This is a genomic window from Candidatus Avelusimicrobium sp. (genome assembly GCF_050873505.1).
Lineage (GTDB): Bacteria > Elusimicrobiota > Elusimicrobia > Elusimicrobiales > Elusimicrobiaceae > Avelusimicrobium.
In genome coordinates this window covers 1-24,394 of record NZ_JBNMIY010000008.1, presented here as the reverse complement: position 1 = coordinate 24,394, position 24,394 = coordinate 1, and the positions used below count along the sequence as shown (strand labels likewise).

The window sequence follows — 24,394 nt, the reverse complement described above, 5'->3', positions numbered from 1 at the left end:
TTTTGTACTCTTGGTTAGTTTATCAAAAACAAAAAATCAGGTCAAGAACAATATTTCTGCAAGAAAAAGAACTCCTAGTTTACGGTAGAACTTCAAAGGTAAGGCTGGCCTCTTCGCCGCGGCACGAAACCGATAAGGTATGCTTGCCCTCTTGCAACGGCCACCACTCTTGGCAGGAAGAACCCGGGTGTTTTTTTCCGTTCAAAACCCAAGTGCAGGTGTCCGTGGCGCACTCCGCCGCCCACTTAACGGCTTGGGAAGCAAGCGGCACGGACGGGTCTATCTTAAAAACATCCTTGTCCGTGGGCGAAACAATTTTTAAGCGCGTAGAAACCGCCTTGTGATGCCCCGAACAAACACCGGGCAAGTGTGCCCGGTCAAAGGCGCTTTCCTGCGTGTGCGGGCAGTTTTCCCCGGCCAACAGGCCGCTATCCAAACAGGTCTGCGCGCGCACTATACCCTCGGGCACGGCAAACGGACCGGAGGGATATTTTTCTTGCAAATAAACGGCCAAATCGTGCAAAATCGGCCCCGCCCCCGTAATGCCGGACACCTTTTGCATAGAGGTTGCGTCAAAATTTCCCACCCACACGCCCACCGTCCAGCGCGCGGTATAGCCAATGGCAAAATTATCTTTATAATCCTTGGACGTGCCCGTCTTGGCCGCAAACGGGAAAGGTAACGAGAGCGGCGAATTAAGCCCAAACGCAGGCGCGCGGGCGTTGTTATCCGCCAAAATATCCGTAACCAAATAGGCCGCCTGCGGGGTAAGCACACGCGCTTCCCGGCCCGGGGCGCGGATAATAGGGTTTGTGGCAAACAAAACAGGTTTATAAACTCCCCCGCGCGCAAGCGCGGCATAGGCGTTTGTCAGGCCCAACAGGCGCACCTCTCCATTGCCAAGCGCCAGCCCCAAGCCGTAAAAATCAGCGGGTTTGGTTAAAGAGGTAAACCCCGCCCGGCGCAAAAGAGCCAACAAATTAAACGTGCCGGAAAGTTCCGCCGCCTTTACCGCCGGGATATTGTACGAGCACGCTAGTGCGCGGCGGGCAGATACCCAACCGTGGTAGTTTTCGTCATAGTTCCGGGGCCGAAATCCCCCCTCAAAAAAAGTGTCCTCATCCAAAATCAAACTGGCCGGAGTAAGGCTTCCCCGCTCAAAGGCAAGCCCATATACAAAGGGTTTTAAGGCTGAACCCGGCTGGCGCAAGGCGCGTGCGCCGTCCACCTGCCCGCTGTTTTGGGAGTTGTAAAAATCAGCCGACCCCACATAGGCAAGCACCGCCCCGGTAGCATTTTCCAGCACTACCACCGCCCCGTTGGTTACGTTTTGCTCCGCCAAGTGCGAAATATAATTTTTTACCACGCCCTCGGCATATAATTGCAAATCTTTATCTAGGGTAGAGGAAACTTCCTGCGAATCTGGCGGCAAAAGGGGCTCCAACAGCCGCGTAAAGTGCGGTGCGTCAAACGGGCGGGCGGTAGAACGCAGTTCCAACTGCTCGCTTACGGCCAGAGCGTACATTTCCTTATCAATAAACCCGTTATCCAGCATTTTTTTCAGCACCCAATCGCGCCGTTTGAGTGCGCGGGAGAAATGTTTAAGCGGATTATAATAAGTAGGCGATTTGGCAAGTCCCGCCAAAAATGCGGACTGCGACAAGGACAAATCCGCCGCCTGCGTATTAAAATAGAAACGGCTGGCGGCTTCCACCCCTTGCGTCAAATTGCCCAGTTCCAAGAGGTTAAAATATTCCTCCAAAATTTCCTCTTTGGTCATCTGGCGCTCTATTTTTAGCGCACTAAACGCCTCGCGCGTTTTGCCCCAAAAGGTTTTGGGGCGGGGCTCCACCGCGCGGGCCAGTTGCTGGGTAATGGTGGACGCGCCGGAGACGACTTCGCCCGCTGTGGTGTTTTGCCACGCGGCGCGCAAAATAGCCGCCACATCCACCCCGGAGTGCGTAAAAAATCGTTTGTCCTCGGCGGCCACGGCGGCGGCTATCAGCCAAGGCGAAACCTCATTTAACGAAACAGGCAAATAATAGGTATTACGGGCCGACAAAAAACCGCGTATGGGTGCACCGTAGCGGTCGTAAATTTGTTTGGACGGCAACAAAAATGCTTCTTCCCCGCCCACCAGGCAGGGAAGAAGCACTAAACTTAAAAGTACCGCCAAACGCTTTTTCATTATTTTATGATAAGCGTTTCGGTGGCGTTGCGGCCAAAAACGGACGGCTCATACATTTGGCTGGCCCATAAGCACGGATAGGCAAATGTGCCCGGCACCGAGGCCGACACCAAGTAAGAATAGGTGTGTGTGCCGGCGGGCAGGTAATCGGCAAACGCGGCCAAGCGGTCGTCGTATTTTTCGCTCCGCTCAAAGCCGTTATAATAGCCGCCGTTGTCCTCGGCCAACACGGCGCCCTGCGCGGCGGATTCGGTCGCCAGCGAGGTGTTTACAATTTCAAACCCGGCCGGGATAAAATCCTCCACCACCACAAAGTTGCGCGCCGTGGCGTTTTTGACCGTTAAGGTGATTTTGTAGCGTTCGCCCGCCACAATTTCACTCACGGGTTTGCCGTCCAAGGTGGTAATCGCACGGGAAACCGTAAAGCCGCCGTCCACCGGTTTATCATAGCAGCGCGGCTCATACACTTGTCCCAGCGTATAATAGAGCGTTCCGGCCCCCTCTTTGGCAAATTTCAAGCGGGCTTCGCCCTTATTGCCATATACCTCGTCAAACGGTACGGAAGCGGTTTTGCTGTCCACGCTGCGGCCCTTAAAGGTATTTTGGAGCAAGGTTTTCCCGGCCAGTTTGACGGACGCTTCAAAGTCCGGCGTTACACTTTCCTGCGCTTGGTAATAGGTGTTTAACGCCTTAAATACAGCGGCGTTTACGTTCGTGTTGTTCCAATGGCCTTCGGCGTTTAACTGCGTAAGCAGCCAATGCGCCGTTTGGAACGCTTGCTCAAACGGATATTGCGCGTATAACAGCGCATCCAGCGCAAGAGCCGTGCCCTTGGTGTTATCCATATGTAACCAAGGCATTTCCTGCGGCACGTCAAAATAGGCCGATTCGGGCGTAAAGACGATGCGGTTTAACAAGCGTTGGCCCAAGGCGTTTTTAATGGCTTGGGAGCGGCCCGAAGCCTGCGCGGCCTTTAACAAATACGCCTGCGCCGGGAGCGGCAGAGAGTCCGCCTTGGCATAGAGCGTATTAAAAGCGCTTTGTACGTTTCTGCCGTACAAGGCCAGCACATACGTGGCGTAAGCGCGCGCGGTGTCCGTTTCCAGGGAGGAATAGCGGTAGGCTCGGGTTGTTTTGGCGTAAAAAGCCGTTTCCAGCCAAGCAACCGCTTTATTTAATACCTTGGTTTGCACCTGATAGCCCGCTTTTTTGGCTAAATAGTTTACTTCCAACGCGTAAGCCGTTACATACGGGTCAGGCAAAGAAGTATTCTTCCAGTAGCCAAACCCGCCGGAAGCATATTGGTATTCGGGCAGTAAGTCTAAAATTTCCTGTACCTGCTTTTTATATTGCGCGGTATCGCCCAGTTTAAAATCTTCCACCAACTGGGCCCCCGCAATCACGGGCAAGGCCTTGGACATTTTTTGCTCCAAGCAATCATACGGATAAGTAAGCAAATAGACCATAGAGCCCTTTAAGTTCAAAAGTGCCGTGGAAGCGAGCGAAAGGGTAATTTCGTTATCCGCCGCTTCGTTTAAGTTGCCCGGCTTGTCCAGCAGTTCCTCTTGCTCGCCCTGCGTAGCCGCATAGACGGAAAGCGTCTGCTTCTTTTCCACCGGGGAAACCACAAACTTAGAAAGCACTCCGTCCTGCGCTTTGCGCCCCTTTACGCTAAACGCTACGCGCGCTTCGCCGTTTTCCGCGGCTTCGCACGCCCAGGCTACTTCCTGTGCTTTGCCCAAGGGAACCGTTACCGTTTTGGTTTCCGGGCCGGATAAGGTTACGGCGCCTTCGGCACGGGCAGTTACGGTCAGTTCGCCCTTTTTATCCTCGTAATTATACACCACGGCCCCGCAGGAGAATTTATCCCCCTTGCGCGCAAAACGCGGCAGGTTGGGCGTTACCATAACGGGTTTAGATACTTGGATAGACGTTTCTGCCGAGCCGAACTCGTCCGCCGTCAGGGCTACCGCCATTATGCGGAATTTTGTCAGGTTGTCAGGCAGTTTAAATTTCACTTCCGCGCGGCCCTTTTTATCGGTGGTTACCACCGCGTTAAAATACGGTGTAAACGCAAAGTTCGTGCGCAAATCCACGCCTCCCAGTTTGCTGGCGGCATAGTTTGCCCCGCCGCCGCCGCGGTTTTCGCCTTTTTCGCCAAAGTTACGCTGGCCCACCACATACACGCGGTTATCCATTGTAAATACGGACACCGGGCGGGAGCCGTAATATTGGCTGAACAAATCCGGCGTTTGGTAATTTGTCAGGGCCAAAACGCCCTCATCCACCACCATAACGGCTACTTCCGCCGGGGTATTCTTTAAATGCGGCTTGGCCGTCAGTTTGAGCGTTACCTCTTCGCCCGGCTGGTAGCGGGTTTTGTTGGGTTTGATAACAGGCGTAATTTTTTTGGAATCCGGCAGAACCGTCAAATTAACATATCCCACCTTGCCTTGCGGTTTACCCAAATCAAGCCCCTTATCGTTCACGGGGTCCGCACTCCGTCCGCGCACCAAGGTTACACCGACATACACATTGGGCAGATAATTAGGCTTTACCGGTACTTCCACATAGTCCGCACCGCCTTTTACAGGCGTAATCCACGCGTCCAAAATACCCTCGCGTTCCACCGTTACCAACGCCAAGGCGTTTTCGTACGGGGATTCTACGGCAATGCGGGCCGTTTTGCCCGGCTTATAGGAATTTTTGTCCTGCTTCAACACCAACAGGTCATCATCCGTCTGCTTCCAATAAGCCTGCCCCTTGCCATACACCATTACATTAAATCCGCCTAACACGGTGCGGCCCGAGGAGTCCTTGCTCGTAAGCGTTACAAAATAGTTTCCGGCTTCCGTCGGTTTAAAGGACAAGCGTCCGCCGTCCGTACCGACTTGCACCGTTTGGCTGGGCAAATTGGTTACCTTCTTTTCGCTTACCCACTCCAAGCGGCCCGCCAATCCGGCCTTGCGCACGCTGAACCATTGTTCCTTGCGGATATCCGCCGTAACCGTGGCCGAGGTCCGCACACTCTTGGGCGTTACCGCCAACAGGTCCGCCTGAACCGTATCGCCCAGTTCCACGCGGTCCGTTACCAGTTTGGCCCCCAAGTAAAAGGAAGCGGGGTGAACAAGCACATCGGCGCGGGCAAACAAATCCTGCCGCGCGGGCGACTGCACACCCAGTTCGGCATATACCGTTACCGGGAAGTTCACCTTTGGCAAGCGGGCAGAAAAGGACAGGGCCCCTTTATCGTCCAAATTACCCGTGGAATCCAACAACAGTTTGCCGTCCTCTTTATATTCGTCCTCGCGCAGGAAATACGGCGTAAAGGTGTAGCCCTCAAAGCCCTTAGGCTCAAACCAAGCGCGCATCCGGCGCAGGTTCCAGTTGGCCTTGGCGCCCGCTAACGGGGAACCAAAGTTGTACTGGGCAGAGGCTAAAAATTGGGCCGTATCGCCGGAGAAATAATCTTCCTGTTCCGGGCGGAGGTTTACTTTAAAGTCCGCTTGTTTGACGGCCTCCACCTGGAAAGTGTAATAAGCACCCGCAATATCCGGCTGCCCTTTTATTTGCGGGGTAAAGGAAATATCCCAAGAGCCCGTATAGGCCGTTTTGGGAATATCAAATTTAAGGTCAAAGGTACCCATTTGCGAGGAAAGGGTAACGTCTTTATTTAGCACCTCTTCGCCGCGGGCGTCGCTAATGCGCACCTTGCCGCGCACCGCCTGCGAAAGGCCCCACGCACTGCCCCTTAATTGGCGCACCACGCCTTTTAAATACAGGGTTTCACCGGGGCGGTAAATGCCGCGGTCCGTAAACAGTACGGAGCGCACCGCTTCGGGCTGGGGGTTGTAATCATAATTTAAATTAAAGCGCCACGGTTCAAGGCCGTCGTTCCAAGCACTGCTGACGACCGCATCGCCACCCGCGCTGGACACAAACGCATACACCACGGGTTGCCCCCACTCGGCGGTAACGTCCAAATTCTTCCAACCGGGTGCACGGGCCAAGCCGTCCTGGTCGGTACTGCCCGTCCACAAGATTTTGTTGTCTTTACTGCGCAGTTCTACCGCCAAATTGGGCATCGGCTCGCCCGTTTGGAGCGAGGTCGCCCACAGCAAAATATTTTCAGGCGATGTTTTTAACGTTACACCCACATCTGTAAGGTTATCGGTGGACGATACCCAACAGCCGTCCTTGCGGTTTTTATCTTGGAGTTTTACTTGGCTGAAAACAATGCTGTCCTTAGCCGTGGGGTTAAACTTATTTAAGTCAATAAAGGTTTTAACCGTGCGGTCCTTTACGTCTTTAAAGGTATAAGTACCGTCAAAGGTGGCGGAGGTAAGCGGCTTTTTGGCGCAGTATCCCGCGGAAGCCGTATCAAACGGAATAAAGTTTTCTTTATTAAAGCGCGCACCGCGCACAGGCAAAGCGGGCGTATTCATTAAATCAATAGGCAAGCGCGGGCTTAAATAACTTTCCAGCACGCCAAGCCCGCCCGAAAAGTCCGCCGCCGGACAATAGCCGGAGTTGGTTATGGTAAAGATTTTATCTTCACCCAAGGTATTGCCGTAGATATCGCGCAGGTTTTTATCCAAGGTTACGGTAACGGTTTTACCGGGCTGTAAATTAAGGAAGGCAAAGGGCGTGCGGAAATACGCCTGCCCCGTTTTGCTGTCCACCACATCATAGCCCAAGGCGTCGCCCTCCTGCTCGGAAAGTTTGCGCACGGCAGAGGCCGGCTCCACGGTGGCCGCGGCGGCCAATTCCTTCAAGCGGACAGGGGTGGAAAAATCTACCGTCGGCGTATAGGGCAAGCAACCGTCATTAACTTGGTTCAAAACCGTTAAATTAGGGTAGGTATAGAAAGTGGTATTATAATCCTTTTCCATCCCCTGCGTACCCGTAGGCGCAGGCAAGCCCGCCTTTAACGTAAGGGTATAGCGAGTGCCCTTTTCCAACGAGGACAACGGGCTGATAACCGCAATATTTTGTTTGTTATAGTAAGAAAAATCTTTTTCGTATTCCAGTTGGCTAATCGGGCGGACAATCAGCGGGACGGTTTTGGTAACGTCCGGGCGTTTGACGGAGGATAAACCCAAACGCTGGCTGAAAGTAGCCTCGGCCGGAGCCATATAGGAAAGTTGAACGTATTTGGAAAGTTCGTCCATTTTTACCGGACGGGTAAACACTACATATAAGGTTGGATTAAGGCTAATCCAATGTTCGTCCTTACGGGGCTGGACAAAATTTACCTCGGGCACCGGGGTAGTAAAGCGGAACGTGTAATTTTGCGCCAAGGCCTTGCTGCTGACGGCGGATTTAAAACCCGCGGGAACGGTTACGGTGTAAGCCGTGGCTTCGGGCCAGTTTTCAGCCGGTTCAAAAACCACTGTTTGCGTGCCGCTATACCGGCAGGAACCCTTGATTTTAGGCGAAACGGAAATCGGGCAGTCGGACGAGGAAAACTCCGTTTTTTCCCCCAGCGCGGCTACGGGCTGGTTAAACGAAACGGAAATAGGATAACGTCCCCCCGCGTAAAGTTTCCCCTTGGGGGAAGCCGACAAAACTTTTAGGGCCGGGGCCGCCGCCCAAGAGGCCAGCGCACTCCCCGCCACCAACGCCGCCGCCAAAACGGCGCGCAAGACAAAACGGTTCTTCATAGAAAATAATCCTCCTTACTATCTTTGTATTGTACCATTAATCACCCGCCCGCGCCACTACCCAACTATTTTCATATTTAGTAAAATATATATAAGAAAAGCACCCAGCCAAATGGGGGCTTTTTTTACGCTTTAAGGAGTTTATTTTGTTATGGCAAAGGTAGTATCTATTCACGAAAAAAATCCCTTTAAAGGGCGCACCTTGGCCCAATTATTGGTTAAATTTTCCGCGCCCGCCGTGGCCGGGATGTTTGTAAACGCGTTGTACAGCATTATTTCCCGCATTTATGTAGGGCAAGATGTGGGTGCGAACGGCCTCGCCGGGATTACGATTTTGTTCCCCCTCGGGCTTTTATATATAGGGTTCAGCGCGCTTATCGGCGTAGGCGCAAATTCACTTTTTTCTATCCGCTTGGGCGAAAAGAAGGAGGAAGAAGCCCAGCGCATTTTGGGCAACGCTTTTGTATTGCTTACCTTGGTAGCCGGGGTGCTAACGCTGGGCAGTTACCTGTTTTTGGACCCGGTACTTACCTTTTTGGGTGCGGACAGCGAGGTGTTGCCCTATGCGCACGATTACGCGTGGGTGGTGCTGCCCGGGTACTTTTTATTTGCTATTGGCGTAGGGATGAACAACTTTATCCGCTCCTCCGGGCACCCCAAAACCGCTATGGGCACGCAATTTATCGGCGCGTTTATCAACCTGGTCTTGGGGCCGGTGTTTATTTTTATGCTCCATTGGGGCATTAAAGGGGCGGCGGCGGCCACGGTTTGCGGGCAGGTGGTTTCCTTTATTTGGATTTTACTGTTCTTTACCGGGCAACGCAGTTTCTACCGGTTGCGCTGGAAATTTTTTCGTCTGCGGCTTGATATCGTATGGGGCTGTATGGCGATTGGATTCTCGCAATTTGCCTTTCAGTTGGCCTCGGGCCTGCTCAATATTATTTTAAACCACGCGCTGTTAAAGTATGGCGGCAATGTGGCTATTTCCGCCGTGGGCATTGCGGTTAGCGTAAACACCATTATTTTGATGCCCTTAATCGGCATTTCCCAAGGAGCCCAGCCGCTCATCGGCTACAATCACGGCGCACGCAAGTACGCCACTGCCATCCAAACGCTCAAAATGGCTATCCGTTGGGGGATGGTGATTACGACTGCCGGGTTTATTTTGACCGAAGTCTTTGCCCGCCCGATTGCGGCGGTGTTTAATGCGCAGGATTTGGCGTTGGTGGATATGGCGTCTAGGGCCATACGGCTGTTTAACTTGCTCTTGGCTATTGTGCCCTTGCAAATGATGACAACGAGTTTCTTCCAGGCCATTAACCAACCGTTAAAGGCGGCGTTTTTGAGTTTGTCGCGCCAAGTGCTTTTTTTAATTCCCTTGGTGCTGATTTTACCGACGTTTTTGGGCCTTACAGGCGTGTTTTTGGCTCCCGCGTGCGCCGATGCCATTTCCACACTTATTTCCGTAAAAATGCTTAAAGCGTTTTTTGATAAGCACGGGCAAAACTTCTTTTTCAGCAAAAAGCACACCCCGTCCTTCTAACCCTGCGGGCGGCAGATTTGCAGGCCGCGCATATTGTGGGCCGCACCCTGCGGGCCGCTACTTTTTCGCGCCCTTTTGATTAATGGAGCGCCCCTGTTCTTGCAATGTCGCAACCCAATGAAAAGGCAACGACAGATCCCGGATAAAAACCTTCCGGGATGACGACAATAGCGCATTTAAGTTGTCATTCCCGAGTGTCGTAGTCGGGAATCTGTTGTTGCTGTTCTTCCTCTCTTACGAAACGCCAGATCCCCGCACCCTGCGGGCCGCACACTAGCGGGCGGCTACTTATCCGCGCCCTTTTGATTAATGGGAGCGCCCCTGTTCTTGCAATGTCGCAACCCAATGAAAAGGCAACAACAGATCCCGTATAAAAACACTACGGGATGACAACAACTACCATACAACTAAAAACCGGGCCTTGGGAAAAACTCCAAGGCCCGGTTTTTTGTGTAATGAAAAGCACTTACTTTTTTTCGTCCGATAAGTAGTGGCACCCCGCCGAGTGGCGGTTTTTTAAAGCGGCATAAGTGATAAGCAGAGCCGTCTGCGTGCCGTTACGCAAGTCCAACAGTTCCTGGCACAAGGCATTACCCTTGTAAAAGGAATCAATCTCGTTATGCAGGTGGCGCAAAATCTTTTCCGCGCGGCCCAAATGCTTGCGGCTGCGGATAAGCCCCACATAGTTCCACATCGTGTTGCGAAGCGTAGCCAAATCCTGCTTAACCAAGTTAAGGTCCGGCTTTTCCTCCGGAACCACCCAATCTTTGGGCGTAGGAATATGGAAGGATTGCGTTTTGATGTCTTCCGCGTCCGCGTGCGCACACAGATAGCCCATCGCCACAGCTTCCAACAGCGAGGTGCTTGCCAAGCGGTTCGCGCCGTGATAGCCCGTGCAGGCCGTTTCGCCAATGGCGTTTAAATTGACGATGTTTGTTCTACCCTCGGGGGTTGCATACACACCGCCACAGAAATAGTGCGCCGCCGGAACCACCGGCACGGGGACCTTGGTCATATCGTAACCGCCTTCTAGGCATTTTTTGTAAATAGCCGGGAAGCGTTCCTTGGTTTCCTCCGCCGGATTGGCGGTAATATCCAAATACACGCAATCGTGCGAAGTTTCCAAGCGTTCCTCTTCAATGGCGCGGGCAACGATATCGCGCGGAGCCAAATCCTTTAACGGGTGGTACTTGGACATAAAGGCTTCGCCCTTGCAGTTGCGCAAAATAGCCCCCTCGCCGCGCAACGCTTCGGACAAGAGAAAACTTTTGCCCTTGGCAAACACCGTGGGGTGGAATTGCAAAAATTCCATATTCATCACGCGCGCACCCACGCGGTAAGCCATAGCAATTCCGTGGCCGTAGGCGTGCTCGGCATTGGTGGTATGCAAATACACCTGCCCCACCCCGCCCGTAGCCAACACGGTTTTTTTGGCGGTAATAGCATATACTTCGCCCGTCTTGTTATCCAATACATACGCGCCGAAAACGGTCAGCGGATAGTAGCGGTCCATCGGGTCGGGCGAACTGTGCGAAAGGGTTAATAAATCAATGGCGGAGGTAAACTCCTTCACCGTGATAAGCGGGTTTTGGCGCACGGAAGCCTGAATAGTGGCCAACAGCGCGTGGCCCGTGGTATCCTTGGAGTAAATAATGCGGTTCTTGCGGTGAGCGCCCTCGCGCGTAAAGCGCAGGTGGTGCTGGGAATCGCGGTCAAAAGGAACGGACAAGTCCTTTAAAAATACGTCCTCAATAGCCTTACAGCCCGCGGCGGAAAGTTCCTTTACCGCTTGGTCGTTGCACATACCCGCGGTAGCCATTTTCACGTCGGCTAACAGTTCATCCATATTCAAATGGGGTTCATAGACTATGCCCCCTTGGGCAAGGTCGCTGTTGGCCTGGGGCATTTCCCCACAGCAAAGCAGCGTGGTTTTAAGGCCTTTTTTGGCGGCCTCGTGCGCATACACGCACCCGGCAATTCCGGCGCCGATAACCAAACAATCGGTAGAAAGTGTTTTCATACATATATTATATAATAGTAGAGGGCCAGTTTGCCCGAAAAAAACTTGCATATTATTTTTATATTTGTTAATATATATACCCCTATTTTACAACCGTTGTAAAAATTTGTATAATTTTAGTGTAGTAAAGATAAGAAGGATTCTCCTTATCGGAATGTTTTTAAGGGAGAAAGTAATGAATAAGTTGCTTGAAAAAGTGGCGGATGCCCTCGTAAAAGTGGGCGAAAACGTCAGCGGCGCGCATTATATGATTGCCAAGAAATAAGGCAAGCGCGCAGGGGATATAAAAGCCCCAGTTAAGCAGTTTGAAGCCAGCCAAGTTGTTCGCTGGCGGACAGGGGAAGAAAATTCTTCCGCCTGTCCAAAACGGCTAAACCAGATTTCCTATATATTAAAAAACCCCGCACTCGGCGGGGTTTTTTATTGGGTAAAATTACCTTACGGCTTATAATATACAGAGCCCGATTGCACAGTATACCCCATACTCTTGCAAAAATCCGCGCCCTCCGTACTGTTGCTGCCAAAAGACGCACAGGCTTCACCTTTCCGGGTAGAAGTAAACGCCGGAGACCAACGTATGTAATATAACTGGCGAGTAGTACCTTTCATATGATAGGCATAAACCCACCCCGAAGGATTAACTAAAACCTCAAAATATTTCGTCCGCACGCAATAGTCGTTCTTGCTGGCGCAGTCCTTGGCGTTGGCTAGGCCAATATCCAAATACGCTATTTTAGGGTGTTTCCGCGAGGCTTCGGACAAATCCGTATTTTCGTAATAATAGCGGTTTACGGCTTCCTGCACCGAAGCCCCGGCAGCAAGCCCTTCGGAAAACCGGCTGCGTTCAATCGCTTTTTGGTACGAGCCAAACCCAATACCGGCCAAAATGCCGATAATAATCACCACCGCCATCAGTTCGGTGAGTGTAAAACCGTGTTTTGTAAGTTTCATAAAAACCTCTTAAAATAAAAATGCTACTAATTATTATAACCTTTTTTGAGCCGTTCACAAGAGTTAATATTGAAATCCCCCCCAAAAACCGATATACTAACAAAGTAAAGGAGATTTTTATATGAAGAGATTTAACAAAGGTTTTACCCTGATTGAGTTACTGGCCGTAGTGCTGATTATCGGCATTTTAACGGCTATCGCCCTGCCGCAATACCGCCGCTCTATCCAGCGCGCGGAGTCTATGGAGGCGTTAGTAAACCTGCGCACGATTTTTGACTCGGCCAAACGCTACCGCTCCGCCAATTCGGAAACGCCGATGAAATTAAACGGCTTAGATGTGTCTTTCTTTGACGCGACGAGCACGACCACTTCCGCGTTTGGCATTGGCAAGTTTGAATATATTTTCGCAAACGACGGTATCAGCGCCTGCCGTTTAAGCGGAGCCAACTCCTACAACGACACCTTTTGCTTTAAAATGTACTACAACCACGGCACCTATGGCAAAAGCGCGCTTACCTGCACCCCCAGCAGCAACGTAAAATACGAGTGGATTTGCCCCGCTATGGGCGCCACGGACGCAAGCGGCAACGCAGTTAAGGATTCCGCTGGCGGATATTTGATTAGATAGTTTGCCAAAAAATAAAACGGCCCCGGGGAAATTTCTCCGGGGCTTTTTTCAGGTAAAAATTTCACTTACCGGCCGTTTTTGCGGCGTTTGAAGAATTTTACAAAGCGTTTGTTACCTTGTGGAACAAAGGCTTTTTTGGCTTCCAACTGCTTTAACTTCTTTTTGCTCGCTCCCACTTTTACGGCAAAGGGGTTTTTAGGCGCTTCATTTTCGCTTAAAATCCGTGCGGCATCGGCGGCCTTACGGAAGGTTTTAGGCTTTTTGACAGGTACAGGCTTTGCCACCGCTTCCACACGCGGCGTTTGCGGCAAATACACTTCACCCTCGGCCAGTAGCCGCTTGGCGACTTCGGTTGCCTTAGACGTGCGAGACTCGCGTTTGCGGCGGTTTTTAGCGTGTTTCTCCCCCTCTTCCTGCGCCACAAATTTAGGCGCGGGCAAGGGTTCAATCGTCTTTTGTACCGTTTTAACCGGGATAGAAAATTTGGTAACCTTGCAAATATCGCTCCATTTATCCATATCGTCGGAAATGAGCGACACGGCCGAGCCCACCGCCCCCGCACGGCCCGTCCGGCCGATACGGTGGATATAATCTTCGGGGCATTGGGGCAAATCGTAATTAATCACGCAAGCCAAATTGGGCACGTCAATTCCGCGGGCGGCCACATCGGTAGCCACCAATACGCGTACGGCGCCGCTTCTAAAAAATTCCAGCACTTGGCGGCGGCGGTTTTGGCGCAAATCCCCGTGCAGGGCATTGGCCTTTTGCCCGTAAATTTTAAGTTGCTTGGCCAAGCGTTCCGCCCCGTGTTTGGTACGCGTAAAAACCAAAATAGAGCCCGGGCGCGTGTTTAACTCGTGGAGCAACTGCTGTAATTTTTCGCGCACCGAAACCTGCACAATTTCCTGCACCACCAAATCGGCGGGCGAGGTAACCGAACCAATCTTCACGCGGGCGGGTTGGTGTAAAAATTCGTTGGCAAGCCCCACGATTTCCTTGGGGAGCGTGGCCGAAAAAAGGAGCGTTTGGCGCGGCGGGGGCAAAGCGTCGGCGATTTTGCGCATATCGTCAATAAAGCCCATATCCAGCATACGGTCCGTTTCGTCCAGCACCAAATAGCGCACCTGTTTAATATCCACGCTCTTGCGGCCCATATGGTCTAGCAAGCGGCCAGGCGTGGCGATAATCACGCGTGGGTGGCGGCGCAAATCGGCGTATTGCTTATGGATATTGTCCCCCCCGATAATCAGCGCGGCGGAAACCGGGTGTTCCTCATCTGTCAGTTTGTTAAGTTCCGTCAGCGTCTGCTGCGCCAATTCACGCGTAGGCGATAAAATAAGTGCATTTTCCTGCGGGTTAGCCATCAGGCGAGCCACCAGCGGAAGCAAAAAAGCAAAGGTCTTTCCTGTACCTGTCTGGGCAGTAGCCAATACATCCTGTCCGCGCAAGGCGGGCGGAATAGCCCCCTCTTGCACCGGGGTCGGTTCCGTAATATCCAAGCGTTTTAAGGCGTTTTGCAAAAATTCAGGCAATACTTGAAAAGCGTTCATTAATTATCCTCCGCCAGCGCGGCTTCGCACTCCTCGTTCAAGCGCAGCCACTCCTCTTCGGCGTTCTTTAATTGGTCATTTAAAAGGGCCAATTCTATACTGCCGTCCGCCGAATATTCAGCCACCAGTTGGTCCTCCAAGGTCTTTTTGCGGGCGGAAAGTTTTTCTATCTTTTCATCCAGTGCGCGGATTTCCTTTTTAAGCGGAGCCACGCGGGCGCGGCGTTCGGCGGCGGCCTTGCGCTGGGCCTCTTTGGAGGTCATTTTGTCGCTGGCGAGGTCGTTGCGGTCGTTATTTTTAAGCAGTTGGGCCTTGTAATCGTCCAAATCGCCCGTAAAGGTTTTGCAGGTGCCGTGGCGGACAATCCACAACGTATCGCAAGTGAGTTCTATCACGTGCAAGTCGTGCGTAATCAGCACCACCGCGCCTTGGTACTCGTTTAAGGCTTCCAAGAGCGCTTGGCGGGATTGGATATCCAAATGGTTCGTGGGTTCGTCCAAAATCAGTAAGTGCGGCGCATCCTTGGTAATAAGCGCCAAGAGCAGGCGGGACTTTTCGCCCCCTGACAGTTTGCCGATTTCCGTATCGCTCTTGGCCTTGTTTAAGCCAAAGGCACCCAACTGCGCGCGGACCTGCGTTTCCGTAGCCAGCGGCATTACGGCGGACAGTTGCTCATACGGCGTTTTTTCCACGTCCAATTCTTCCGTTTGGTGCTGGGAGAAATAGGCAATCTTCATTTTTTTGGCTACCGTCATTTTGCCACTCATCAAAAGTAAGCGGTGGGATAAAATTTTAGCCAAGGTGGATTTACCGTTTCCGTTGGCGCCCAACAGCGCAATGCGGTCATCGGGCTCAATGCGCAAGTTCAAATCGCTGAGTACGGGTTTATCGTCGTACCCGGCCACGCCGTTTTCAATAGTAATTAAAGAGTTTTGCAACCGCACCGGGGACGGAAATTCAAAATGCGCTTCGGGGTCCTTTGGAATTTGCGGCGCGGCGCCCAGTTTTTCAATCATTTTAATACGGCTCTGCGCCTGCTTGGCCTTGGTGGCCTTATAGCGGAAACGGTCCACAAACGACTGCAAATGCGCCACCACGCGCTCGTGCTTGGCAGCCGCCAAACGCAGCCCCTCAATAGCCGCCGCGCGGGTACGCTCATAGGTATCGTAATTACCGTTGTAGAGTTTTAATTGGCCGTCTTCTACGTGGATAATTTTATCGCACAGGCGGTTTAAAATGTGGCGGTCGTGGCTGATGATAAAAACGGTTTTATCCAAACGGACAAGGTAATTTTCCAGCCACATTGCGGTTTCCAAATCCAAGTGGTTGGTGGGTTCGTCTAAGAGTAAACAGTTGGACGGCGCATACAGGCACGCGGCCACATTGGCACGGACCTGCCACCCGCCAGAAAATTCCTTTAACGGGCGGCGGAAATCGGTATTTAAAAAGCCAAGCCCGCTCAAAATGGCGCTGGCGCGCGCTTCGGCGCTGTGTGCGCCCAAAAACTCCAATTTATCAAACACTTCGGCCATACGCTCGCCCGAAATGTTGGGGTTTTCCAGTTCCTTTTGCAGAGCGGCCAATTCTTTATCGGCGGATAAGACATAATCCAACAGCGGCACGGACGGGTCCGCAATATCCTGCGCCACGGACGCAATTTTCGTGCCGCGGGAGATATCTATTTTGCCGCCGTCCGGCGAGAACTTCCCTTCAATCAGTTTAAAAAGGGTACTTTTTCCGCACCCGTTGGGGCCGACAAGGCCCACCTTTTGCCCGTCCTGAATCATTACGGACGTATCTTCAAACAAGGTGCGTAAGCCAAAATGGAAGGAAAGGTCTTTAATGTCTATCATAGAATATATATTTTACTAAATTTGGACTATACACGCGGGAGCGGTATATAAAAAGCCCCCCGCACGGGCAAATTCACGCGCGGGGATTTTCCTGAAAACCAAGCCTAACGGTGCAAATTTACAAAGGCGGCGGCTTCAATGCCCGCCTTGGCCCCGTTTCCGGCGGCAATAATTGCCTGGCGGTAGTGCTTATCGGCGCAGTCGCCCGCGGCAAAAATGCCCTCAATGGTCGTATGCGTGCGCTCGTCTGCAAGCACGAGGCCGTTATCGGCCAGCGCCACCAAGGAATCCTTCAAAAAAGCCGTCTGCGGCTCTGCCCCAATGGCTACAAACAAGCCCGAGCAGGCAATTTGGGTGATTTCCCCGGTTTTTACATTTTTTACCTTTACGCCTTCCAGCGTTTCGCCGCCCAAAAGTTCCACGGGCACGCTGTTAAGCACCAGTTTGATTTTGGGGTTGGATTTTACCTTTTCCACGGTTACCTGGTCGGCGCGGAAGCCGTCGCGGCGGTGGATTAAATTCACTTCGGGGCAAAATTGCGACAAGAAGAGCGCGTCCTCAAACGCCGTATTGCCGCCGCCCACTACGCACACTGTTTTGCCGCGCATAAAAAACCCGTCGCAAGTGGCGCAGGCGGAAAGCCCATGCCCGATGAATTTTTCTTCGCCGGGAAGCCCCAACCAGCGGGCCTTGGCCCCGGTGGCGATAATTACGCTTTTGGCTAAATATTGTTTGCCGTCAGTCGTCGTCAGCGTAAAGGGCGATTTTTCCCCCTCCACCTTGGCAATCTCATCCGCCGTAAATTCCACGCCCAAGCGTTTGCATTGCTTGTGCATATTGTCCATTAATTCAAAACCGCCTACGGGATTAACAAACCCGGCGTAATTTTCAATATCCGGCGTAGTTAATAACTGCCCGCCCGGCACCGCGCCGCCCGCAATAACGGGCTTTACCCCCGCCCGCACCGCATAAATGGCCGCACTGCACCCGGCAGGGCCCGCACCGATAATAAGCAAATCCACTTCTCTCATAATGACGAAAACTCCTTATATAAGTTTTGGAAATATTCCACCGGAAAGCCCACCACATTACTGCGGCTGCCGACAATGCGCTCTATGAACGGGTCTTCCTCGTCCTGCACCGCGTAGGCCCCGGCTTTGTCCATATGTTTCCCGGCCAAATGGTCCAGTTGTTCTGGCGACAAGGTGCGCGCCTTGCACTTGGAAACATCGTACCCGTAGAGCATTTTATGCTCGTTTAAGCACATAATGCACACCCCGGTATAAACGGACTGCCAGGAGCCGTTTAACTTGTTTAAAATGCGCAGGGCGTCCTTTTTGTCCTTGGGCTTGCCGATAATTTCACCCTTGCAAAACACCAAGGTATCCGCACCTATAACCACCGCGCCCGGATACTTTTGGGCCACGTCAAAGGCCTTTTGCACGGCCAGTTCGCTCACGCGGGCCGCTGGGCGCTTTTTGGCGCTTTTTTCGGGACTTTGGGACGGAATAATATCAAACGTAAACCCCAACTCCTTTAAAAGAGCAATGCGGCGCGGGGATTTTGAGGCTAAAATTAAGTGCATATTATTTGCGCACGAATTTGGAAATAATCAGGTATCCCAACACCAGCCCGATAATGCCGCAAATGCTCACGCACAGGGCCAAGGGATGAATACCCACCGTGTAAACGCGCGTTAAGGCGTGGTCCAACTGCTGGGGCAAATAGGCGGCCAATTTTTCAAGGCCCAGGCCAATCAAAGCCCCCAAGACTAACGTCAACAACGCAAAAATAATTCCTCTCATACGACTCTCCTTAATTAGTTTAAAGTAATTGTATCTTTTTTAATCGGCACGGGGACGTTCGTCTTGCCGTCCTCGCTGTCCGTAAGGCTGTAACGCATCCGCCAAAAGCCGACGCCCGCCAGCACCGCCACCGCGCCCACAATCAGCCACGGGCCGGGCAAATAGTGCGGAGCCACATAATCGCCCAGCAACCCGGCCGTAAAAAAGCCGACTGCCGAGCCCAAGTTGTAAAACACCATCAGCATCCCCAAATACCGCCCGCGGGTTTCGCGCGAAGCGATGTTGGACACCATTGTTTGCTCTCCGGGCGAAACAATCAGTTCCCCGATACCCGCCAAAAATACGCCGAAGGCGATTAATATAAAACTGTCAAAAAAACCTACCGAACCAAACCCCACCGCATACGCCAAGCACCCCAGCAACATTGCCGTAGAAAGGCGGATTTTGCTCATAAGCACCGTGCCCCAATATTGCAAAAACACCACGACCAGGCCGTTTACCGTAAAAAACCACCCGATATAATACTCCGGCATATGCAAATATTGCTTGCAATGCACCGAAAGTCCCACCACCAACTGGGAGTTTACCGCCGTAATCAACAGCACATACAGGCACAATTTGGCCAGTCGCGTATCTTTTAAGGCAAGCAAGGTAGAAACAAAATTAGGCTTACGCGATTTGCAGGGTTTATGATTATCCTGCACCAGCCGTCCCAAATACAAAATGGTAATTGCATACAAAATGGTCGTAAAATAAAACGCCATACTGTACGAATAGCGCACCAAAAATCCGCCCATAGCCGGCCCCAACGCCCACCCGATGTTTAGCCCGATGCGGATAATGCCAAAGGCCTCTACACGCTCTTTGGGCGTGGTGTTATCCGTTACCCACGCATTGGAGGCCGGGCGGAAGAACGCACCCAAAAAGGTGGTTAAAAAGTACCACGTCAGCATCCAGCCCACATTTACTTTTAGTTCAATGCACAGCCCCAGCGCAAACATTGCAACAATTTGGGAAAACAGCCCCCACATCATCACGTTTTTGCGCCCAAACGCATCGGCCAGTTCGCCGCTAATCGCGCTAGACACACAGCGCGAAAGTCCGGCAAGCGCAATCACCAACCCGGCAAGGGATGGAGACAGCCCCCGCTGGCTAATTAAATAAATGGTAAAAAAGGGTAAAGAAAGCCCGTAGCCAAAGAGCAAAAGCCCGTTGGCGGCGGAAATAAGAATCATACTGCGTTTGGTTTCGCGCTGCATATATAGATATTGTATAAAATAAACCGCGTGCCCGTTGAGTGCCCGACGGGTACAAATAGAAAAAATTTCCCAATTAAAGTAAATTTTGATATAATATGTCAAGGGATTTTTATGACCAGGGAAGAAGAACTCGTAAAAAATGTGCAGTTTGTAGAGTCTGCCCTGTGCGCCGCGTGCCAAAAGGCGGGCCGGAACCCGCAGGACGTAACCTTAATGGCCGTAACCAAGTACGCGCAAGACAAGGATGTCTTAACGCTCTTGGCTAAGGGCCTTATCCGGCACATTGGCGAATCCCGCGTCCAACAGGCTGAAAAACGCTGGACGAGTCCCGTTTTTGCGCAGTACAAAACCGTTAAACATTTTATCGGGCATTTACAAAAAAACAAAGCGGCCAAAGCCGCGCGGTTGTTTGATTTTATAGACTCCTTGGATAACGAAGAAACCGCCCTGGCCCTAAACCGCACCGCGCCGGAAGGAAAAATACTCCGCGCACTTGTACAAATAAAACTGACGCAAAAAGATACCCAATCCGGCTTGCCGCTTAACGAAGCGCGGGCCTTGGTAAAAAAACTGGCGGGACTTGAACATATTAAAATTTGCGGGTATATGGGTATTGCCCCGCAAGGCGCAACGCAAGAAGAGTTGCACCGCCTTTTTAAACAGGTCAAAACAGCCTTTGACCAGGATTTTCCCGGTGGCGAGCGGTATTTGTCGCTTGGGATGAGTGAAGATTTTAGGGCGGCGGTGGAGGAAGGCTCCACTTTGCCGCGAATTGGCAGCCGTTTATTTGCCACAACTTTGGAGGGTTTATGATTATAAAGGTCCGTTTAATCCCAACCGCAGGGCGCAATGAGGTGATTAGCCGCATTGGCAGCGTACTGCGTGTAAAGATTAAAAATAAAAAGGTGGATGACGATGCCGCCAATGCCATTATGAAAACCTTCCTGGCTGATTTCTTTAACGTGGCGGAAGAAAGTATTATCATTGTAAAAGGCGCCAAAGGAAAGGAAAAGACCGTAGAAGTGCGCGATAAAAGCGAAGAAGAATTGCGCAAGATTATGGATTCTATTCCGTAGAATTTGCAGTTGTTCCCTACAAACCCTAACGCCCGGCACTTTTCTCCGCCGGGCGTTCTTATTGTTGCTTTTCTTTGTATTAATAACGACAGATCCCCGACTAAATTCCTCGGGGATGACATTTGCTCTTACTTTTTGTTGTCATTCCCGAAAGCCGTAGTCGGGAATCTGTTGTTTCCGTTTTCCTTACATAATTTAATACGGCAAACAGCAAAAACGCCCCGGGGCCATAAAGCCACCGGGGCGCAAAAGAATAAACCAACCGCTCTACGCTTTGGGCGCGTTATCCAACAGTTGCGCCACGCCTTGCGCAATATTGCGTCCGCTGGGCTGTTGGTACGCATACAGGCCAAATTGCGGCAATACCGCAAACAAATGGTCAAAAATATCACTCTGCAACGCTTCGTAATCGGTCCACACCGTCGTATTCAAAAAGCAATACACCTCTAACGGCAGGCCCTGGGCTTCTTGCTTTAACTGGCGCACCATCAGCGTAAAATTCGCATCGCCGGACACCACATACGGGCGCGAAGCCAAATACAGTTCCGCATAGTGGCGGAAGGTGCCTAAGTTGGTCAAATGCCGCCCGTTAATCAGGTTTTCCTTTACGTTGCGTTTGGCGTTAAAGGCGGTTATTTCGGCTTCTTTTCCGGCCAAATAATCCTTTAACAGTTCAATTTTTTTCAAGCGTTCCAGCATCGGGCGGTCCAAAAATTTAACCGTATCTACATCAATTAAAATACTGCGCTGGATACGCCGCGCCTTGGCCGCATACATACCGCTCCAATTTTTAAACGGTTTAGAAATCATATCATAGGTCGGCACGCTGACGATTGTCATATCAAAGTTTTGCACGCGCACGCTGGTAAGCGAAATATCAATAATATTCCCGTCCGCGCCTGCGGAATCCACGGTAATCCAATCGCCGATTTTAATCAGTTTATTGGTCGTCAACTGGATACTGGCGGCGAACCCTAAAATGGGGTCTTTAAAAATTAAGGAGAAGACAGCCGCCAAAGCAGACAAGCCCGTGATAATGTACATCGGCTTGCGCCCCAGCACCAAGGACAATATAAACAGCCCTGTGCCTAAAAAGACGACGATTTTTACCGCCTGCACAAGCCCCTTTATGGGGATATTGGGGTTGCGCCCGTAGAGGTGGGATAAGGTATCCAACAGTGCGTTAATAAGCCACGAGAAACTAATCACCACGAACAGCCCCGTCAGTTTACCCATTAAGGTTGCCAGCCAAGTAACATCTTCAAAAATAAAAACCGGGTGCAGGTTAATGGCCGCCATTGCCGCCACCACTACGCCAAGGGCGGTAAAAAAGCGGTGCGCACGCATTGCGTTAAACCACTTTTCGGAGTGTAATTTAGCCACCAATTTGCTCAAATAGGTATTGCAAAACCAAGTGCTAAAACGCGCCAAAATATACAGCACAAACACAAACAGAACGGCGGACGCAATTTGCGCAATCAATACGTTATATTGGTCCGGGATGTACGGCAGATTTTCCACAAACGACAAAATAAACTTCACTTCTTGCTCCTTTATGTAAAAAAGTTACTATAATAAAGTGTATGAAAAAAATACTCTTGGGCGCAATGTTTGCCTGCCTTTTATCCGCCTGCTACACGCCGCTGAACAATTCCGGCGTGGCCACGACAAAACCTTGGCTGGAAGTTTCCGCCAAGAAGTTGGATTTTGACGGCAAACAATACGATTCCTGCTACCGCTTTAACATCCATTTTTGGCCGCAGGAAGTAGCCGAAGTGATAGATATGAAGAACGCCTGCGTGGACGCCTGCTGCTGGCGCAGCGACAAAACCGAAGTAACGCTGGATTTTAATAAAGATTTTGACCAACGCTTGGCCTACTACGGCCGCGCACGCAAATACACGCCCGGCAAAATTACCTTTAAGGTAACACACTCCAATTTAGTAAACACCACCAAAGTAACCACGGACCCCAAGGGCGAGGTTTCCAACAGCGGGCTTGTAAAACTATCGTACAAAGAGTACGAAAATCCCGCCCGCTTAAAGCAAATTGAAGAGGCCGCCAACCGCCTGCAAACGCGGCGCAACGCCTATTTAAACGAACAACGCCAACAGCAGGCCGAAAGGGTGGCTAAAACCGCCGCACAGCCCGCCAGCAAAGAAGCACAAGCCAAAGCCTTGCTCTCGCGCGTGGCCGGGCCGAAAATAGATAAGTATTTCTACCAAATGAACAAGTCCTACAACCGCCAAGGGGCCGTATTTATGTTAAGCGACCGCCTTTTGCAAGTGCAGGAACTGAACACACAGGGCGGTTTTGCCGTTTACTGCCACGCCAAGGCCCGCACTGGGGTAAGCGCTACGCAGTTAAAGGCTTCTACTTTTCCGTGCGGAAAATGGCGCGTAGATTTGGAAGCGCAAACCGTCCAGCCGGACAACGCCAAAGCCAAGCAAATCTGGGGCAAATAAACCGGCCTTAACGCAATTTAAAATATGCAAAACCCCCGGGGCTTTTTGAAAGTGCCCCGGGGGTTTTTAAAAATTACCACAACTGCTTATATTCGCCATTGTCTTTGCATTTTAACACGCCCCCCTGACATCTTGTTTGCGTGTACCCTTGGCTTACAGGGGTTGTAGCACAAGAGCCCAACCTCTTATAACACTCGTCTTCTAATTCACTACACTCTCCACCTATCGGACCACAATCTAAATCAAAATCGTCTTTATCATATAAGCCCTGTTTTACTTTAACCCAAGAAAATATTCGTTGCCAACATACTGTATCCGTTTTAGCGGCGGACGGACAGCACTCGCTTTTATGATTTGCCTTGTAGGTAGCGTTAGAACAATCCCCTGTGGACGGAGTACTCCCCCCGCAATTTGTGAGCGCCAAAAGTTTTACCTTTTGGTTGTTGCTCGTTACGCGCTCTTCCCATTTTAAGGTGCAGTTGCTGAGTGCAGAGCCCGTGTTGACGTGGGAAGAGGTCGGTTGCGGGATGTCGTTTCCCGCCAAGGTAAACCCTTCCGTCGTCGCCCCGTCGTAAAGGCTTGCATCCTCGGAGCCGCTGATAGACAACTTGCCCGCGCGCAAGGTAGCCGCCTTTTGTTTAAGTCTATTCACGGCGTCCAAGGTGGAAATATATGAATCATTTTTGACGGTCGTTTGCCCGCCGTTTACATAGACGTTATTTAAAAGCGCGCTCGGTGTGCCGCTGTTTACGGCTTGGTAATTATCATAAGTATTTGCATTGCTCCCGTGGATTGCCGTATTCGGCATATCCAAGGTAGAGCCCGAAGCACCCACTACGGCAGGGACATCATAATTTAAATTAGGCGAAGTTGCCGTAACAGTCCCGCCGGAACGGACAGTCATTGTATCACTTTCAATACCGCCCTTTAAATTAGCCTTATCAGCCACCTTTAAATAGACATAATCGCCCATACGGGACGGGTTATACGACACAGCGGAAATAATTTCCGCCGGGGCATTTACCGCCACAAACAGGCCCATAAATACGACAACCAACCGTTTGACAAGAGCACTTGCCGTGCGGCCAGTTGTTGCTAATCCGTCATCCCGTAGGGTTGGGCGGCCCGCAGGGTTACGGGATCTGTCGTTATTATTGTTGTCATTCCCGAGTGTTGTAGTCGGGAATCTGTCGTTTTCCTTTTTTAATAAAAACGGATCCCCGACAGAAACCCTCGGGAATGACAAAATAGAGGTATTTACCGTGCGGCCGCCCCAAACAGACGTCATTCCGTAAGGTTTCTGTACGGAATCTCGCCGTTTCGCAACAACAGATACTGGACTACAACTTTCCAGAATGACGCCACTATCACAAGTGGCCGCACAGCTAATATC

The 24,394-nt window shown here is 51.3% G+C and carries 17 protein-coding genes; 5 read left to right on the top strand and 12 right to left on the bottom strand.

The window, feature by feature from the left end; translation table 11 throughout:
• Positions 1–79: 79 nt before the first annotated feature.
• Both pbpC and ACR0QV_RS05685 read right to left on the bottom strand, forming a co-directional pair.
• Positions 80–2,188: a penicillin-binding protein 1C gene (gene pbpC, locus ACR0QV_RS05690; RefSeq protein ID WP_432635305.1), complete on the bottom strand. Its 2,109-nt coding sequence runs from the start codon at positions 2,186–2,188 to the stop codon at positions 80–82.
• Positions 2,188–7,851, bottom strand: a complete 5,664-nt coding sequence (locus ACR0QV_RS05685; RefSeq protein ID WP_432635303.1) for an alpha-2-macroglobulin family protein — start codon at positions 7,849–7,851, stop codon at positions 2,188–2,190. Before ACR0QV_RS05685 ends, pbpC begins: the two co-directional genes overlap by 1 nt.
• A 151-nt stretch (positions 7,852–8,002) precedes the next feature.
• On the opposite strand from ACR0QV_RS05685, the gene ACR0QV_RS05680 reads away from it, so the two are divergent.
• Complete coding sequence (locus ACR0QV_RS05680; RefSeq protein ID WP_432635301.1) at positions 8,003–9,394, top strand: MATE family efflux transporter; 1,392 nt, start codon at positions 8,003–8,005, stop codon at positions 9,392–9,394.
• Positions 9,395–9,860: 466 nt separating this feature from the next.
• Here the strand turns inward: ACR0QV_RS05680 and ACR0QV_RS05675 are convergent, their stop codons facing one another.
• The gene (locus ACR0QV_RS05675) at positions 9,861–11,414 is read right to left on the bottom strand and encodes an L-aspartate oxidase (RefSeq protein WP_432635299.1); all 1,554 of its coding nucleotides are present in this window, start codon (positions 11,412–11,414) and stop codon (positions 9,861–9,863) included.
• 438 nt (positions 11,415–11,852) lie between these two features.
• The gene (locus tag ACR0QV_RS05670; protein ID WP_432635297.1) at positions 11,853–12,365 is read right to left on the bottom strand and encodes a prepilin-type N-terminal cleavage/methylation domain-containing protein; all 513 of its coding nucleotides are present in this window, start codon (positions 12,363–12,365) and stop codon (positions 11,853–11,855) included.
• Positions 12,366–12,486: 121 nt separating this feature from the next.
• Here ACR0QV_RS05670 and ACR0QV_RS05665 point away from each other — a divergent pair, with 121 nt between their 5' ends.
• The gene (locus ACR0QV_RS05665) at positions 12,487–12,993 is read left to right on the top strand and encodes a type IV pilin protein (RefSeq protein ID WP_432635295.1); all 507 of its coding nucleotides are present in this window, start codon (positions 12,487–12,489) and stop codon (positions 12,991–12,993) included.
• Positions 12,994–13,058: 65 nt separating this feature from the next.
• On the opposite strand, the gene ACR0QV_RS05660 is transcribed toward ACR0QV_RS05665, so the two are convergent.
• The 6 genes from ACR0QV_RS05660 to ACR0QV_RS05635 all read right to left on the bottom strand — a co-directional run bounded on the left by ACR0QV_RS05660 (position 13,059) and on the right by ACR0QV_RS05635 (position 19,460).
• Entirely contained in the window at positions 13,059–14,543 is a 1,485-nt protein-coding gene (locus ACR0QV_RS05660) for a DEAD/DEAH box helicase (protein WP_432635293.1), read from the bottom strand.
• Positions 14,543–16,396: a ribosomal protection-like ABC-F family protein gene (abc-f, locus tag ACR0QV_RS05655; protein ID WP_432635291.1), complete on the bottom strand. Its 1,854-nt coding sequence runs from the start codon at positions 16,394–16,396 to the stop codon at positions 14,543–14,545. Before abc-f ends, ACR0QV_RS05660 begins: the two co-directional genes overlap by 1 nt.
• Positions 16,397–16,500: 104 nt before the next feature.
• The gene (gene trxB / locus ACR0QV_RS05650) at positions 16,501–17,427 is read right to left on the bottom strand and encodes a thioredoxin-disulfide reductase (protein WP_432635289.1); all 927 of its coding nucleotides are present in this window, start codon (positions 17,425–17,427) and stop codon (positions 16,501–16,503) included.
• Entirely contained in the window at positions 17,424–17,981 is a 558-nt protein-coding gene (locus ACR0QV_RS05645) for a Maf family protein (RefSeq protein ID WP_432635287.1), read from the bottom strand. The genes trxB and ACR0QV_RS05645 overlap by 4 nt, the downstream gene beginning before the upstream one ends.
• Position 17,982: 1 nt before the next feature.
• On the bottom strand, positions 17,983–18,201 hold the full coding sequence (locus tag ACR0QV_RS05640) for a hypothetical protein (RefSeq protein ID WP_428054670.1): 219 nt from the start codon (positions 18,199–18,201) through the stop codon (positions 17,983–17,985).
• A 14-nt stretch (positions 18,202–18,215) separates the two neighbouring features.
• Positions 18,216–19,460: an MDR family MFS transporter gene (locus tag ACR0QV_RS05635; RefSeq protein WP_432635285.1), complete on the bottom strand. Its 1,245-nt coding sequence runs from the start codon at positions 19,458–19,460 to the stop codon at positions 18,216–18,218.
• Positions 19,461–19,571: 111 nt separating this feature from the next.
• On the opposite strand from ACR0QV_RS05635, the gene ACR0QV_RS05630 reads away from it, so the two are divergent.
• Positions 19,572–20,273: a YggS family pyridoxal phosphate-dependent enzyme gene (locus ACR0QV_RS05630; protein ID WP_432635283.1), complete on the top strand. Its 702-nt coding sequence runs from the start codon at positions 19,572–19,574 to the stop codon at positions 20,271–20,273.
• On the top strand, positions 20,270–20,536 hold the full coding sequence (locus ACR0QV_RS05625) for a DUF167 family protein (protein WP_177747271.1): 267 nt from the start codon (positions 20,270–20,272) through the stop codon (positions 20,534–20,536). The genes ACR0QV_RS05630 and ACR0QV_RS05625 overlap by 4 nt, the downstream gene beginning before the upstream one ends.
• 267 nt (positions 20,537–20,803) lie before the next feature.
• Here ACR0QV_RS05625 and ACR0QV_RS05620 read toward each other — a convergent pair whose 3' ends face one another.
• Positions 20,804–22,078, bottom strand: coding sequence for a mechanosensitive ion channel family protein (locus ACR0QV_RS05620; RefSeq protein WP_432635281.1), 1,275 nt, complete (start codon positions 22,076–22,078; stop codon positions 20,804–20,806).
• Between the two features lie 41 nt (positions 22,079–22,119).
• Between ACR0QV_RS05620 and ACR0QV_RS05615 the strand changes: the two genes are divergently transcribed.
• On the top strand, positions 22,120–23,001 hold the full coding sequence (locus ACR0QV_RS05615) for a hypothetical protein (RefSeq protein ID WP_432635279.1): 882 nt from the start codon (positions 22,120–22,122) through the stop codon (positions 22,999–23,001).
• Positions 23,002–23,074: 73 nt separating this feature from the next.
• On the opposite strand, the gene ACR0QV_RS05610 is transcribed toward ACR0QV_RS05615, so the two are convergent.
• Positions 23,075–24,394, bottom strand: a 1,320-nt coding sequence (locus tag ACR0QV_RS05610; protein ID WP_432635277.1) for a hypothetical protein, incomplete at its 5' end; no start/stop codon positions are given.